This is a genomic window from Coprobacter secundus subsp. similis, from assembly GCF_015097275.1.
Taxonomy (GTDB): domain Bacteria; phylum Bacteroidota; class Bacteroidia; order Bacteroidales; family Coprobacteraceae; genus Coprobacter; species Coprobacter secundus.
Map to the genome: position 1 here is coordinate 2,731,250 of NZ_AP023322.1, position 15,837 is coordinate 2,747,086.

Annotated in this window: 13 protein-coding genes; 3 read left to right on the plus strand and 10 right to left on the minus strand. The window is 36.9% G+C overall.

The window, feature by feature from the left end:
- Nucleotide 1 precedes the first annotated feature (1 nt).
- The gene (locus Cop2CBH44_RS10995) at nucleotides 2-2,062 is read right to left on the minus strand and encodes an acetate--CoA ligase family protein (protein ID WP_055097287.1); all 2,061 of its coding nucleotides are present in this window, start codon (nucleotides 2,060-2,062) and stop codon (nucleotides 2-4) included.
- Nucleotides 2,063-2,218: 156 nt separating this feature from the next.
- On the opposite strand from Cop2CBH44_RS10995, the gene metG reads away from it, so the two are divergent.
- Together metG and Cop2CBH44_RS11005 are read left to right on the plus strand one after the other, a co-directional pair.
- Nucleotides 2,219-4,258 carry a methionine--tRNA ligase gene (metG, locus tag Cop2CBH44_RS11000; protein WP_044226723.1) on the plus strand — a complete coding sequence of 680 codons (2,040 nt, stop codon included), beginning with the start codon at nucleotides 2,219-2,221 and terminating at the stop codon, nucleotides 4,256-4,258.
- 12 nt (nucleotides 4,259-4,270) lie between these two features.
- Nucleotides 4,271-5,683 carry a lipopolysaccharide biosynthesis protein gene (locus tag Cop2CBH44_RS11005; protein WP_200754808.1) on the plus strand — a complete coding sequence of 471 codons (1,413 nt, stop codon included), beginning with the start codon at nucleotides 4,271-4,273 and terminating at the stop codon, nucleotides 5,681-5,683.
- Between the two features lie 5 nt (nucleotides 5,684-5,688).
- Here the strand turns inward: Cop2CBH44_RS11005 and Cop2CBH44_RS11010 are convergent, their stop codons facing one another.
- Entirely contained in the window at nucleotides 5,689-6,948 is a 1,260-nt protein-coding gene (locus Cop2CBH44_RS11010; protein WP_055097281.1) for a glycosyltransferase family 4 protein, read from the minus strand.
- Nucleotides 6,949-7,054: 106 nt separating this feature from the next.
- Between Cop2CBH44_RS11010 and Cop2CBH44_RS11015 the strand changes: the two genes are divergently transcribed.
- Nucleotides 7,055-8,527 carry a lipopolysaccharide biosynthesis protein gene (locus tag Cop2CBH44_RS11015; protein ID WP_055097280.1) on the plus strand — a complete coding sequence of 491 codons (1,473 nt, stop codon included), beginning with the start codon at nucleotides 7,055-7,057 and terminating at the stop codon, nucleotides 8,525-8,527.
- Between the two features lie 3 nt (nucleotides 8,528-8,530).
- Here the strand turns inward: Cop2CBH44_RS11015 and Cop2CBH44_RS11020 are convergent, their stop codons facing one another.
- Genes Cop2CBH44_RS11020 through Cop2CBH44_RS11055 form a run of 8 tightly spaced genes read right to left on the minus strand, consistent with a single transcriptional unit; the run spans nucleotide 8,531 to nucleotide 15,830 of the window.
- A complete protein-coding gene (locus Cop2CBH44_RS11020) occupies nucleotides 8,531-9,577 on the minus strand; it encodes a nucleotidyltransferase family protein (protein ID WP_055097278.1) in 1,047 nt (348 codons plus the stop codon).
- 3 nt (nucleotides 9,578-9,580) lie between these two features.
- Nucleotides 9,581-10,276 carry an acylneuraminate cytidylyltransferase family protein gene (locus Cop2CBH44_RS11025; protein WP_055100277.1) on the minus strand — a complete coding sequence of 232 codons (696 nt, stop codon included), beginning with the start codon at nucleotides 10,274-10,276 and terminating at the stop codon, nucleotides 9,581-9,583.
- A gap of 11 nt (nucleotides 10,277-10,287) precedes the next feature.
- Nucleotides 10,288-11,457 carry a UDP-N-acetylglucosamine 2-epimerase gene (neuC, locus tag Cop2CBH44_RS11030; protein WP_055097276.1) on the minus strand — a complete coding sequence of 390 codons (1,170 nt, stop codon included), beginning with the start codon at nucleotides 11,455-11,457 and terminating at the stop codon, nucleotides 10,288-10,290.
- Between the two features lie 3 nt (nucleotides 11,458-11,460).
- Nucleotides 11,461-12,465: an N-acetylneuraminate synthase gene (neuB, locus tag Cop2CBH44_RS11035; RefSeq protein ID WP_055097274.1), complete on the minus strand. Its 1,005-nt coding sequence runs from the start codon at nucleotides 12,463-12,465 to the stop codon at nucleotides 11,461-11,463.
- Nucleotides 12,466-12,469: 4 nt separating this feature from the next.
- Nucleotides 12,470-12,787 (minus strand): HAD family hydrolase, encoded by a 318-nt coding sequence (locus Cop2CBH44_RS11040; RefSeq protein WP_021929360.1) that lies wholly within the window; start codon nucleotides 12,785-12,787, stop codon nucleotides 12,470-12,472.
- The gene (locus tag Cop2CBH44_RS11045; protein WP_055097272.1) at nucleotides 12,771-13,724 is read right to left on the minus strand and encodes an ATP-grasp domain-containing protein; all 954 of its coding nucleotides are present in this window, start codon (nucleotides 13,722-13,724) and stop codon (nucleotides 12,771-12,773) included. Before Cop2CBH44_RS11045 ends, Cop2CBH44_RS11040 begins: the two co-directional genes overlap by 17 nt.
- Nucleotides 13,721-14,860: a LegC family aminotransferase gene (locus Cop2CBH44_RS11050; protein WP_055097270.1), complete on the minus strand. Its 1,140-nt coding sequence runs from the start codon at nucleotides 14,858-14,860 to the stop codon at nucleotides 13,721-13,723. Before Cop2CBH44_RS11050 ends, Cop2CBH44_RS11045 begins: the two co-directional genes overlap by 4 nt.
- Nucleotides 14,853-15,830, minus strand: a complete 978-nt coding sequence (locus Cop2CBH44_RS11055) for an NAD-dependent 4,6-dehydratase LegB (RefSeq protein ID WP_044227013.1) — start codon at nucleotides 15,828-15,830, stop codon at nucleotides 14,853-14,855. The genes Cop2CBH44_RS11050 and Cop2CBH44_RS11055 overlap by 8 nt, the downstream gene beginning before the upstream one ends.
- Between the last annotated feature and the right edge of the window lie 7 nt (nucleotides 15,831-15,837).

A 15,837-nucleotide genomic window follows, 5' to 3' on the forward strand; every position in this document is an offset into this window, starting at 1 on the left:
ATTATTTTTTCACTCGTATACGAGCATCGACAGCAATGATTCCTTGAGATGTTGCCAATAAAGGATTAATATCCATCTCTTTTATTTCCGTTGCAAAACGAAGTAAAGTGGATAACCGTACTATAATTTCAGCAAACTGAACCTCATCAATAGGAGCTTCCCCCCTTACCCCACGAAACATTTTGTACGCTCTTAAAGAGCGTATCATCGAAAATGCCTCGTTATGGCTCAAAGGAGCTAAACCGGAAGCTATATCTCGCAATACTTCCACAAATATCCCACCTAAACCACAAAGTATTATATGGCCGAAACGAGGCTCATATTTAGCCCCAACAAACAACTCTTTTCCTTGTAACATAGGCTGTATCATAACCGCTGACACATCTGGGAGCTTCATCATACGTTCAAATTCAAAAGCAAGGTGTTTCTTTGATTGTATATTTACAACCACCCCACCGATATCAGATTTATGAATAGGACCTACTACTTTGGCAACAACCGGATATCCAATCTCCTCTGCTTTACGCAATAATACCTTTTTATTATTCGACACTTCCTCTCTAACAATTTGTATTCCTGCAGCAGCTAAAAGTTGCTGAACATAATAATGAGAAAGATACCCTTCTTCTGTAATTTCATCAATAATTCTCCGAATTCTCGGAACATCAACTCCATAAAGTTCTATACCTTCATTTGTCGGCTTAGATGCATTACATACACGAGTTACGGCCGTAGCAAGTTCTACTTCATCTGAAAAATTCACATGTCCTTTATTCAAAAAATATTCTACTTCCTTACCGGCAGTTACAACCGACGGCAATACTGGAAATATCGGTTTGGAACATTCCTCCATCTTCCGATGAAGAACATCATAGGCATCATATACTTTGACTAAACCCGGGCTTCCAAATATAACAGCAATCGCATCAATCTCAGGACATTCTTTTTCACAAAAATCAATAGCCTTTTCCAGATGCTCCGGAGTTCCGGTTGCCAATATATCTATCGGATTGGCAACAGACGCACCTGGATACAGTTCAGATTTCAGCATCAGAGTCTTCTCCCCTTTTATTTCAGGTACATGCAAACCACCCTTCGACAAAGCATCAGTCAGCATCACTGCAGGTCCTCCTGCATGGGTTACAATAGCAAAATTTCGACCATAAATCTCTTTCAGCGTAAAAACACAAGAAACCGTTGTCAAATCTTCTCTACTGAAACAACGCACTATTCCTGCTTTCCTGAAAAGCGCTTCGACAGCCAAATCCGAACTGGCCATAGCCCCAGTATGCGACGATGCTGCCCGACTTCCAGACTCGGAAGAACCCGATTTGACAGCCGCAATTTTACACCCTTTCCTAATCAATGATGAAGCATGCAGCAGTAAACGATCCGGATCTTTTATATTTTCTATATAAAGCATTTTTATTCGGGGCGACGTTTCCGGCTCAAACGTTCTATCAAGATACTCAAGAACATCCTCTACCCCAATCTGAGGAGCATTGCCAACTGACCATACAGAATTAAAACGTAGTCCCTTCCCGATAGCAGACTCAAGGATATATACCGCAGTAGCGCCAGAACTTGAAACCAAGTCAACACCCTTCGCATTTAAATCTGGAATCGGCAAGGTAAAGACACTCCGATGATTACGATTCATCAAACCAATACAATTAGGCCCTATCAGAGAAGCCCCATAATAATTTACTGTATCTAATATTTGCCGTTCCAACTTTTCTCCTTCCGGAGTCTCTTCAGCAAAACCCGCAGAAATGATGACAAAAGCTTTCGTACTTTTTTCTGAGGCAAGTAATTTTACAACTGCAGGACATGAAACTGCAGGAATTGCCAATATTGCTAGTTCAACGGGAGGCAGCATATCAACAGAAGCAAAACAAGGAACGCCTTGTACCTCCGTTTCTTTAGGATTGACAGCATAAATATCACCTTTAAAATTACCCTCCAGCAAGTTTCTTATAATTTTTCCACCTGGTTTTTGCACATTATTTGAACCTCCGACAATAACAATACTTTGAGGGTCGACTAATTCTCTATTTATCATTCAAATACATTTTATACATTTATCAAACAAAACTCGCTAACAATCTTTTACCAAAGATAGTGATTTTAATTCCAGGCAGATATCCTTTGCAACAAAAATAGTATATTTGCATTTTAATTTGAAATAAATCACAAATCACAATAAATAAAATATTGTATGGAAAAGAAATTTAAACGGACCCTCGTAACAACAGCATTACCTTATGCAAACGGCCCTGTACATATAGGGCACCTTGCCGGAGTATATGTCCCAGCCGATATATATACTCGATATCTCCGATTAAAAGGTGAAGACGTGATAATGATAGGTGGTTCGGACGAACATGGCGTACCTATCACATTAAAGGCAAAAGCTGAAGGTGTCTCTCCACAGGTAATCGTTGACCGTTATCACAATATCATAAAAAAATCCTTCGAGGAATTCGGTATTTCTTTTGACATATATTCTCGTACCTCATCCGAGATACATCACAAAACAGCTTCAGATTTTTTTAAAAAATTATACGAAAAAGGCGAATTTATCGAGAAAACGTCCGAACAGTATTATGATGAAGAAGCTCAACAATTTTTAGCAGACCGATATATTATAGGGACATGCCCCCATTGCCATAACGAAAGAGCATACGGCGATCAATGTGAAGCATGTGGAACTTCTTTAAATGCAACAGACCTGATAAATCCAAAGTCTGCAATTAGTGGAAGTACTCCCGTTATGCGTGAAACCAAACACTGGTATCTCCCTTTAGACAAGCACGAAGCTTTTCTAAAAAAATGGATTCTGGAAGACCACAAAGAATGGAAACCAAACGTATACGGACAGTGCAAATCATGGCTCGACATGGGATTACAACCTCGAGCTGTTAGCCGAGACCTCGACTGGGGAGTCCCTGTTCCAGTAGAAGGGGCTGAAGGAAAAGTATTATATGTATGGTTCGACGCTCCTATTGGCTATATTTCGAATACCAAAGAACTATTGCCCGACAAATGGGAATTATACTGGAAAGATAAAAACACAAAATTGGTTCATTTCATCGGAAAAGACAATATTGTATTTCATTGTATTGTATTCCCTGCCATGCTAAAAGCTGAAGGTAGCTACATCCTTCCTGACAACGTTCCGGCCAATGAATTCCTCAATCTGGAAGGGGACAAAATATCCACATCCCGCAATTGGGCTGTATGGTTACATGAATATTTACAAGACTTTCCAGGCAAACAAGACGTATTACGTTATGTACTTACAGCCAATGCTCCAGAAACAAAAGATAACGATTTTACATGGAAGGACTTTCAAGCCCGTAACAATAATGAGCTAGTCGCTGTGTTAGGAAATTTTGTAAATAGAGCACTCGTCTTGACTCATAAATATTTCGATGGGAAAGTTCCTGCCTGTGGAGATTTGACCGAATATGATAAACAAACTTTGTCCGAATTTACCGGAGTAAAAGCCGAAATGGAATCATATTTAGAGCACTACCGATTTAGAGATGCACTGAAAGAAGCTATGAACCTGGCTCGTATTGGGAATAAATATTTAGCCGATACAGAACCTTGGAAACTGGCAAAAACAGACATGAACCGAGTGGCAACAATATTAAATTTAGCATTGCAAATCTCTGCAAACCTGGCCATTGCTTTTGAACCCTTTTTGCCTTTCTCTGCGAAAAAACTTCGCAATATGTTAAATATGCAAATCGTCGATTGGAATGTATTAGGACACACAGACATATTGCCCGAAGGATTACAATTAAATCCGGCAGAACTACTCTTTGAGAAAATAGAAGATAGTACGATTGAAGCCCAAGTACAAAAACTGTTAGATACAAAAAAGGCAAACGAACTCAAAAATCATAAAGCGGCTCCAGTTCGTGAAAATATCTCATTTGAAGATTTCTCAAAATTAGACATTCGGGTTGGCAGGGTTCTCGAATGTATAAAAGTTCCTAAAGCAGATAAACTGCTGCAATTTAAGATAGATGATGGCTTAGGAGGACGAACAATTGTATCAGGAATAGCAAAACATTATGCCCCCGAAGACTTAGTCGGTAAAAATGTATGCTTTATAGCTAATTTAGCTCCGAGAAAGCTCAAAGGAATAGAATCACAAGGTATGATTCTTTCTGCTGAAGATGCAGACGGGCGATTAATTGTTATTGAGCCTGCAGACGAAGTACGTCCTGGTTCAGAAGTAAAATAAACGTATGGAAAAATGATAGAAGACCTGGAAAAGACTACTCGGAATGCAATTATATGGAATGCATTGGATAAAGTCTCAAACCAGGTTATCTCTATTGTGATAGGAATAATACTGGCCCGCATTCTGAATTCGTCCGATTATGGTTTGATAGGAATGCTGGCCATTTTTGTTGCTATTGCCAACTCCTGCATCGACAGCGGCTTTTCGTCAGCTCTCGTTAGAAAACAAAATCCAACAGAAGCAGACTATAATACAGTCTTTTATTGCAACTTATTGATATCATTCATAATTTACATCCTCTTATTTTTAGGAGCTCCCAATATAGCCTCTTTTTTCGATCAACCCATCCTTATTCCACTCTCCCGAAGCCTTTTTTGCATATTCTTAATAAACGCTTTAGGACTTATCCAAACAGCCTATCTTGTAAAAGAAATACAATTCAGAAAAGTAACAATTATCAATTTCTTATCACTCTTTATATCGGGTCTGACAGCTCTTTATCATGCACTCCACAACTATGGTGCTTGGGCCCTTGTCGCCCAAATGCTGTCGCAATCCGTATCCAAAACAATTTTATTATGGATTATCGGGAAATGGCATCCAAAAGCAATTTTTTCGATTAAATCGTTTCGTGAACTCTTTGCATTTGGATCCAATATTTTACTGGCCAATATCTTAAATTCAATATTCCTAAATATTTATTCTGCGTTTATCGGCCGACTTTATGGAAAAACTTCTTTGGGATTTTACACCCAAGCTGCCAAATGGGCCGATATGGGAATCTCTACATTATACGGAACCATACAAAACGCGACCTATACAGTATTCAGTGCTATACAAAACGAGAAAGAAAGATTGGTCAAAGCATATCGAGATACAATGAAATTAACGGCATTTATAACATTTCCGTCATTACTCTGTTTCATATTAATAAGTAAACCATTTGTACTAATATTTTTATCGGAAAAGTGGACCGAATCAATTATTTATTTGCAATTATTATGTGCTGCGGGTATTTTTACCGTATTTACGACTATTAATGGAAACTATATAAAAATTTCAGGACATTCTCATCTTGTTTTACGCCTCGAGGTAATAAAAATAGGGCTAATATTCATAGCAATCTTCTTAACTTGGCACATGGGAATGTTACATATGGTTATAAGCTTAGTAATAGTAAGAATAATAGTATATATCCTCAGCATCATCATTATTGGGGAAAAAGTAGACTATCCTTGGTATACGCAACTAAAAGATATCTTCCCATATCTATCCGTCGGGGTTATATTATTCTTAACCAGTCTATCTTTTACAATATTTATTTCTAATATTTATTTCTTAGGAATAATTCAAATAGGATTCTTTTTCACATCTTACTATTCTATTTTTCGATACATGGATAGGCATTATTTGCTATTCAATTGACATATTTATTTTCCAGAAGACATATATTCATCCATAAGAACATTTATATTATGCTCATTCAAGTTAGGAAGACAGCTCTCTTTAAAAAAATCCATATAGCCTTCAGACATCAAATCAAGTGAAAATTTAAACGAAAATTTTCGGATGTAATCACGGTCCCAATACCGGCTAAAAGCCTCTGAAATCGCATAAGAAACAGCTTCATCGGTACGTTCTTTTATCAAGACTGTACATTTATCATCATAAATATCATAAGCAGCATCAATATCCGAAAAACAAATCGCAGGAAGGCCAAACCGATACCCCTCAATCAGAGACAATCCAAAACCTTCTTCTTTGCTAAGTAAACATGTACACCAAGACTCATTCATTAAAGAAAAAACTTCTTTATGAGGCAATGAACCTGTAAAGTGACAAAACTTATCCACACCTAAAAGTAAAGCCTGATTTTGTAACTTTCCGTGCAAATTATCATTTCCAATAAAGAAAACATGAAAATATTCTTCCATTTGTCCCTGAAGCAAAGCTATAGCCCGAATCAGCTGCTCCTGATTTTTATTTTGATTGATGTTCCCAACACAAACAATTTGTCTTTTTCTTATCACATCTAAATACGTCGTCTGCACTGAAGGAATCGCATTCAAAATCACTTTCAATGTCGGATATCGTTTCCCACCGAACTCTTCAATAATTTTTTTTTGTATTCCAGAACTGACAACAGAAACCCCCACTTGACCCTCCAACAGCAATTGAAGCATCTTAAACTCAAATGCCTTTGCAAAAGACGATAAATTGATAGATTCATTCAAAGAATTTAAGCCATGTAATGTAATTACAAATGAAACATTTCGCCTAACTGCAGCTATAATAAAAGGTAACGTATTTATAGTCAGACCATGTATATGTATATAATCAGGTGTAAGCCGTTTAATAATTTTCTCATTATAGCCGATACTAAAATAATATTTAAAAATATTATAGCGAGCCCATATAGACTCTTCTTTAGCCATTATTGCATATTTAAAACCACGAAATATATCTTTCCACTTCGAGGAAAATAACAAAGCATATAACCTCCGTGACAATAAGCAATACCCCAAACGTTTAGACGATGCACCGAAAAAACTGGAATTATTAACATATACCTCATTTCCAGACTTATACAGAGCTTCTGAAATAGATGAAACCATAAGTCCCAAACCTGTATTTGGAGAATGAGGAAAATCTGGATGGCAAAGTGTTGGCGTAGATACTAAAATTCTCATCACATTTCTTTTGACTGGTAAATATACATATAAACTACATACCTATTATATTTTCTAAAAAAGATTGAGTCAAATATTTAAAATATATTGTTATTTTGCGTCTTAAATGAAAGACGAACCACAAAATACAAACATCGACTTAAAGGCAAAAACTGCCAATACCTTGATGTGGAATACAATAGACCGTATATCTACTCAAATCTTATATGCAGTTACTGGTATAGTTTTAGCTCAAGTTCTCATGCCTGAAGATTTCGGCCTCATCGGGGCTATAACTATTTTTACAGCATTTGCCAATCTATTTATTGACAGTGGATTTTCATCGGCTCTTATTCAGAAAAAAAATGTTACACAGACCGATTTCAGCACTATTTTCTTTTTCAACATTGGAATCAGTGTAATATTATATATTCTTTTATGGTTTACAGCTCCTCTTATTGCTGATATTTTTCATGACAAAAGGCTTATAACACTCTCCCGAGTTATGTTCCTGAATTTCATAATACTGGCTTTTGGAATGGTACAAAGCACAAAGTTGATGAAAAAAATGGATGTAAAAATAATTGCCATTTCAAATTCCATCGGGCTATTTCTCTCCGGAGCCTTAGCTCTAATCATGGCACTAAACGGATACGGAGCATGGGCAATGGTAGCTCAAGCACTTGTACTTTCATCGGTAAAATCAGCAATTTTATGGAAATTCAACTCCTGGAGGCCAAGTTGGACTTTTAGCAAAAAATCTTTATCAGAAATATTCCAAATAGGTTCAGGTGTCATGATGACATCCTTGTTCAACACTATATTTCTCAACATTTATTCTTTTATCATTGGCTCTTTTTATAATCTAAAACATCTTGGATACTATACACAGGCGGATAAATGGAGCAAAATGGGAATCACAGCTTTAGGTCAGATTTTAGGTTCTTCCTTCCTACCAATTCTTGCCGATATGCAAGATAATCGAGAGCGGCTACATCGAGCAATAAGTAAAATGAATAAACTCACCTCTTTTATAATTTTTCCTATATATGCAGGTCTTATCATTGTTGCAGAACCTCTATTCAGAACATTATTCGGAAACAAATGGGATGCATCTATTTTACTCTTTCAACTCCTTATATTCAGAGGAATTTTTACTACACTGACAGTATTCCTTAATAACTGCATTCTAGGGATTGGAAAAGTAAAAATTATGTTGTATTTAGAAATTGTAAAAGATATACTGTCTCTGATAGCCATCTTTATTACACTAGAAATGGGTGTTACAATTCTCGTTTTAGGACAAGTTTTTGTCTCTATTTTACATTATCTACTTATGGCTTACATCAGCGGAAAAGTTGTTGGATATGGAATAAAAAAACAAGTAAAAGATATGATACCATATTGCGCAATTACTATAATAATTTCAATACCGTTAGTGTTACTACCCATAATCATCGATAAGGAATGGTTACTACTCATACTCCAAACACTAACAGGTGTTTTGCTATACTACGCCACCAACAAGAGTCTGAACTCTCACATTCTACAAGACATTTTGGAATACGCAAAAAGTAGAATAACCCCAAATAAGCAATGATGATTACATCTCTATATGCCGAGCCAAATCTTGTGCTCGTTTATAATCCTCTGGTTTTCCTATATCTATCCAATTTCCTGTTATTGGAAAACGAACGACCCTTTTCCCTTTCTCTATCAATAAATCGATAAAATCAGTAGCATTATAAAATGCATTCCGAGGCATAAGTTCCAATAACTCTTTTTTTATCAAATATATACCTGCATTTGCATAATAATTATATGTCGGCTTTTCCTCAAGAGCCAATACTCGTTCTGCTTCAGTTTTAAAAATAGCATAAGGAACTGATACCAGATAAGGTACAGCCGCCACTGATAAATCAGCTTTCTTATCTATATGGTGCAAATAAAAATCTTCATAATCAATATTGGTAAATAAATCAGAATTCATCAGTAAAATCGTATCATTATAAAATGAATCGATTAACGTAAGAGAGCCCATAGTACCCCAAAATTGGGGTTCTCGTACGCAATTTACCTGTACATCATTTACAAGTTTAGAAAAATGCACTTCAATCTGTTCTGCTAAATAATTTACCGTTACCGATATACGGTCTATCCCATAAGAGATAAGACGTTCGACATTATAATCGATGATACATTTATCTCCTACTTTCAACAATGGTTTTGGTGTTTTTTCAGTTAGTGGACGTAATCTTTCGCCTTTCCCTCCTGCCATTAAAACAGCATCTACCGGTAACACAGAACGTAATTCTCGTAAATTATAAACACCGGTTATACGATGTTCGTCATCCAAACAAGGAACTAAAGCTATTTGCAACTTCTTTAATTCCCTAATTGCTCTGACATCTATGCCACTGCTTTTTACATACCGAAAATGAGTAAACATGACAGAAGAAACAGGGTCATTTAATTGAGCTCCTGATATTAAACTTCTACGGATATCCCCATCTGTTAAAGTCCCGACCATTCGGTTATTTTCATCGACAATAAATAAAGTCAAAGTATTGCTCGGTAGTCGATTCAAAACTTTCAAGGCCTCAAGAATTGAAACATAATCTCGTATTACAAAACGTTCTGTATTTCCCATAACTCAAAAAGTTACAATATTTTCTTGTAGCATCATCTCTGCCACCATCCAGTCAAAAGGAGTATCTAAGTCTATAGAATACTTATCATCCATAACATATTTACGTCTACGGGGAAACTCTCCCAAACTCATCTTTCGAAGAGATGCTGTATTGATAACATATATAGCGCCATTGTATTCCCAAGCTTGAGGGGCATCCTGCCGACGAATCAATTTTCCGTTCCCTTTAGACAAATGCAGAAAATGATTACCATCTTCTTCATAACAATTATAATAAGGATTAGAAGCGGCCTCTTTTACGGACACGACCATATCAATATCTGGGGTATATAAAGTTAATGCTTCCTGAACAAACTTTTCTTTCCTAAAAGGAGAAGTCGGCTGTAACAAAACCAAAACATCATAATGTCTGCCTAAAGATTCATAATAACTAAGCGCGTGTAACAAAACTTCATAAGTTCCCACCTGATCACCGGACAACTCTTTCGGCCGTCTGAACGGAACAGCTAAACCATAATTTTCCACAACACGCACAATCTCCTCATCATCAGTGGATACACAAATATGTTCGTCAGACGTCAATTGACGAGCCAATTCAATAGAATATCCGATTAGAGGTTTTCCTCCTAATAATTTTATATTTTTATGGGGAATACCTTTACTTCCTCCTCTCGCAGGAATAACATATAATATATTCATTCCTTTATCCTTCATTTATCCGTACAAATCTTAACATCATAAAAATGCTTCTTAATAATATCTTCTAAAGGATAATTTTTTATTATCTTCCAAATATTCTCCGTAGTATTAGGCTTCTCATATGGATTTTTAGCTTCTTTAGCAGAAGCTTTCACTGTATTCGTGGCAATCATACTCAATCCTGCCGCAATAGCCTCGTAAGAAGCCTCACAATGTAGTACAGATGATGCAGCAAGGCGACCTTTTTGTCGGGCACCTATATCTAACGTCGGTATCCCAAAAGATGGAACCTCGACAATACCACTTGAAGAATTCCCAATTACCCCATCAACATATTGCAATGCAGACAAATATCGAAGATATCCTAAAGATGTGAAAGCTACTGATCTATCAGAATGACAGTTTACATATTCATCAATCATCGAGGCGATAATACGACCATTAGAATCAGAATTCGGTTTCGTAAAAATAATATGTGCATCCGTTTCATCCAAAGCTTTTAGCAGTGCGGAAAATTGTTCTCGAGCAGTCATATATTCAAGAGTAACCGGATGATACGTGACCATATAAGTTTTCTTTGAGATTTTAAATCCTATGCTCCTTTCTAAATCTTCTCTACTCAGAAGTTGTAAGTAACGAATATTATCCAATCCTATAGACCCAACATTAAATACTCGTTCTGGCTCTTCTCCTAGCTGAATCACTCGATTACGGTACTCTTCTGTCGTTGTAAAATGAAGATGGCTCATTTTGGTAATAGAATGACGAATTGCATCATCATAAGCTCCCTCCGTAACATCTCCACCAGAAATATGTGCAACAGGAATTTGAAAAAATAACGCTGTAGATGCAGCACCTAACATCTCATAACGATCACCCAAAATTACGATTAAATCGGGAGATAAATCTTGTATGGCATCTGCAAAACCTATAATTCCCAATCCCAAAGATTTTGCAATAGACGATGATGTATCAGCTGACAAAAGCATTTCTACCTTCTTATTGATAATGAATCCGTCATTTTCAATTTCTCGAAAGGTCAAACCGAATTCAGGAGATAAATGCATATTAGTAGCTATTATTTGTAAATCCAAATCCGGATCTTCCTGTATCATTTTCATTAGACGGCTCAACAATCCATATTCAGCTCTTGTCCCTGTAATTACACAAATTTTTCGCATAACCTATAATTCTAATAGTTCATCCTCTTTAAAATCACGAGGGGCAACTTTCCCAATTACCTCATACCAACGCATCGGAGAAATTCCATTTCCAGGACGCTTCACAGTCATATTATTTTCAGTGAAAACCTCTCCAGCTTTTATATCCCTGGCCGCAATCAAACTTTTACGAGCAACAATACTGTTCTTTGCCTCAGAATTAGAAACTCTTTTTACCGGACTCCCCAAACTCAATTCAATATTTCGGATAGACTCTATCATTTTCTTCAATTCTTCCGGTTCTAACGAAGCTTTGTGATCAGGCCCGGGAAGATTTCTATCCAACGTAAAATGCTTTTCTATTACAACTGCTCCCAAAGCTACCGCAGCTAACGAGACTTCTATACCCTTGGTATGGTCCGAATACCCAGTTTTTACACCAAAGCAATCGGATAATGTCTGCATTGCTCGAAGATTTACATCAACATAAGGGGTAGGATACTCAGTATTACAATGCAAAAGAGTAATCTGCTCCAAACCCAACCCCTCTTTTGTCAACACACCGAGTGCAGCCTCGATATCTCCCAAACCGGACATTCCAGTTGACATAATTACCGGACGTCCCAAACGTGCAATTTTTTGCAAATATGGTAAATTGGTAATTTCTCCAGATGGAATCTTATAATAGTCCATATCCAATGCTTCCAACACATCTATAGATTCTAAATCAAATGGTGTAGAAAGAAATTTTATCCCTATTTCATCACAAAAGTCCTTAAGTGGCTTATAATCTGTCAAAGGCAAATGAATTGCCCGGCACATATCAAGCTGCGACTCTTCTTTTTTTGTCGTACCTAACTGGTATTCCGCTTTGGGCGCATATCGGGAAATAACCCTCTCGGGACGAGCAGTCTGAAATTTTACATAATCAGCTCCGGCATCTTTAGCTGCAATAACCAATTTTCTTGCTAAATCATAATTCCCATTATGATTCACACCAGCTTCAGCTATAATAACAACCTTTCCCATGATATCACTTTTTCCTATTCTTCAAGTCTTTTATTATCTCCTGCCAATTATCCTTAAATTGTAAAGCCCTATCATCAATCCACACATCCCCTATAGGCTTTCCCATAATCAACTGATGATATTTCACTTTATGTTCCTTTAACCATGCTGTAGTCATCTCAAACTCCATCCATGTACGGGCAGAGTATATTATAATAGTATGTCCTTCGTCATACAAAGCATTTATTGACTCTACCGCATGAAGTTTAGGTACAGCCAAACAGCGGCTATACGTACGCTCTTCGGTACATATAGTACCGTCCATATCAATGATTATCTGCATAGAATATAACTTCTTTAAAATATCGCGTCATAAATATATTTTCTTTCCAGCTAACAATAGGTTCGACCGGATACTTAAGATATTCATCTAACAACGTAGAAAGAATATTAGCTCCGGCTTCGATGCTTGCAATTACCCCTCCACCCAAACGGGGATTAATTTCCATAATATATGTTTTATCGGTTGCCACATCTCGTATAAACTGTATAGTTACCGGGCCTATAAATTGCCCCGTTTGCAAAACCTTCCGAGATAAAGTTATACAAACATCATCCTTTATTGTTCGGGTTTTTATAACCTCTCCTCCGGCAACTTCGAGCCTAATTCTCGGAACTATCGATACAATATCCCGACTTTCTGATACATAACAATCCACAGTAAATTCTATTCCGTCCTGGATGTAGGTTTGTATTACATAACTGCCTAAATTTGAAATATTTCGTAAATCATCTCGGGAATAAACTATTTTTATACCTTTAGATGCAGAACCAGTTCGAGGTTTAAGAATCACGGGAAATTCGATATTCCCTATTGAAAAACACTGTGGCACAGGAATATCGTATTTTTTAAACCAATCCACAGAAAGCTGCTTGTCGAACATAACTTTACATATGTCTTCTCGGCAAACAGGGATAAAAACATCCGAGCAAATACTCCTTAATCGGCTCGCAACTTCCACGGCAGGATCGACAAATGGTAAAACAATGTGAATATCCTTTTCTCGAATGACAGATAGAAGATCTGGAATAATGTTTTCATCCTTCCACCGTAAACCAAGAATAACTGTTCCAACAGAAGCTATAGGGACAAATTCATCCAATTCATACGAATAAACTTCGACGTCAAGCCCTTTTCTCCTTGCCGTATCTATCAGATGTTCAGCTAAAGATACCCGTTTAGCACCACCTAAAAATAAGACATTTAGCTTATCATTCATAACCTGACACTACTTGGAATATTCACCACTCGTTTCTCAAAATACAGACAGTTGCTCAAATCTCCACACTGCTCTTTTTCAAACATAGGCAACTTATTCATCAATCGCCAAATAGGACGAGTCATAACTCCATTAGAATTACTATATTCAAGAAAATCATCACGTTCCTTTTCATTATCCAATAAAATGGCATTTAGCCAATAGTTTGAATGACAATGTTCTGGTTCAACAAAAAAAGAAATACCTTTTTTACTAAAATAACCTTGATAAATTTCAGCTAATTGGCGTTTTTTTTCTAAAAATAAAGGCAATGTTTCCATCTGAGCACATCCCAAAGCTGCATTAATATTAGGCATACGATAATTATATCCTATATGGTCATGCACAAACTCCCATGGGTGAGGAAGCTTAGACTGCGTAGATAGATGTTTTGCATAACTCCCCAGCTCCTCATCTTGGAAAAGTAACATCCCCCCGCCACCGGTTGTTATAGTTTTATTACCATTAAAACTCAAAACGCCAATCTTTCCAAATAACCCGGTATGCTTCCCCTTATAAAAAGAACCGATACTCTCTGCCGCATCTTCGACCAATTCAAGAGAATAACGCAGACAAATATCAGCTATAGCATCAATTTTACATGGATGCCCGAAAGTATGCATAGGCACACAAGCTTTAATCCGTCTGCCTGTACCCTTATTATACAATGCATCTCCTCTCATTTCTGCATTATCAAGAATCCACTCTTCTAATTTTTCTGGAGACAATCCCATTGTCTCCCTATCTACATCAATAAAAACCGGATGTGCCCCGCAATAACTAATTGCATTACATGTCGCAATAAAAGTCAACGGTTGAGTCAAAACTTCATCATTCTGTTCAACTCCAACTAAAAGTAAAGCCAAATGAATAGCATTAGTACCATTTACACATACAACAGCACGCTTAGCCCCCGTATAAACAGCAACCACATCTTCGAATTTATCGACATATTTACCAACACTCGAAACAAATGTAGAATCGATACAATCATTCAAATATTCCTTTTCATTACCGATAAAACACGGAGCATGTAAAGGCACAAACTCTTGATTGGGAAATAACCTTTTTATAAAACTAATCGTCTCTTTATACATTGTAAATATTTGCTTTATATCGGTTTAGATTATTCTTATCCATAAACCATTTCACTGTTTCTTCCAATCCCCTTCGTATAGGATATTCAGGTTTAAAATCTGTCAAGCTCTTTATCTTTGAATTATCTCCCCATAAACGAAATACTTCGGAACCTTTAGGCCTGATACGTTGCTCATCTTCCACAAAACAAACTTTTACACCCATTATTTCCGATATCAAATTCAAAGTATCTCTCATCGATATCTCATAATTACTGCATACATTGACTTCCTGCCCTATCGCTGCCTCACATTGTGAAAGCTGAATAAATCCCCGACAAGTATCCTTTACATAATTAAAATCACGCGTAGGACTAAGGTCTCCTAATTTTATTTCTTTAGCTCCATTGGCAATCTGAGTAATAATGGTCGGAATTATAGCTCTAGCTGACTGGCGAGGACCATACGTATTAAATGGACGGACTATTACAACCGGAAGTTCAAAAGCATTGTAAAAGCTCATGGCCAAAGCATCTGCCCCTATTTTAGTTGCTGAATAAGGAGACTGAGGCTGTTTAGGGTGGTTCTCATCAATAGGAACATACTTGGCCGTCCCGTATACTTCACTGGTAGAAGTAACCAATACACGCTTCACGCCTCTCTCTTTAGCTGCTTGGCATACATTCAGTGTTCCTTTTATATTGGTATCAACATAACTATCAGGAGCAACATAAGAATACGGAATCGCAATGAGTGCAGCCAAATGAAAAACAATATCAATCCCCTGCATAATATGTTTGCAAAAATACGGATCTCGTATATCTCCACATACAACCTCAAGACCAGGATGAGTAATACCTTCAAGCCATCCCCAATTATTAAAAGAATTATAATAAGACAGTGCTCTTACCTGAAAACCTCGGTCTAAAAGCATCTCTGTAAGGTGAGAACCAATAAAACCGTCAGCCCCTGTGACTAATACTTTTTCCATTTTTCCA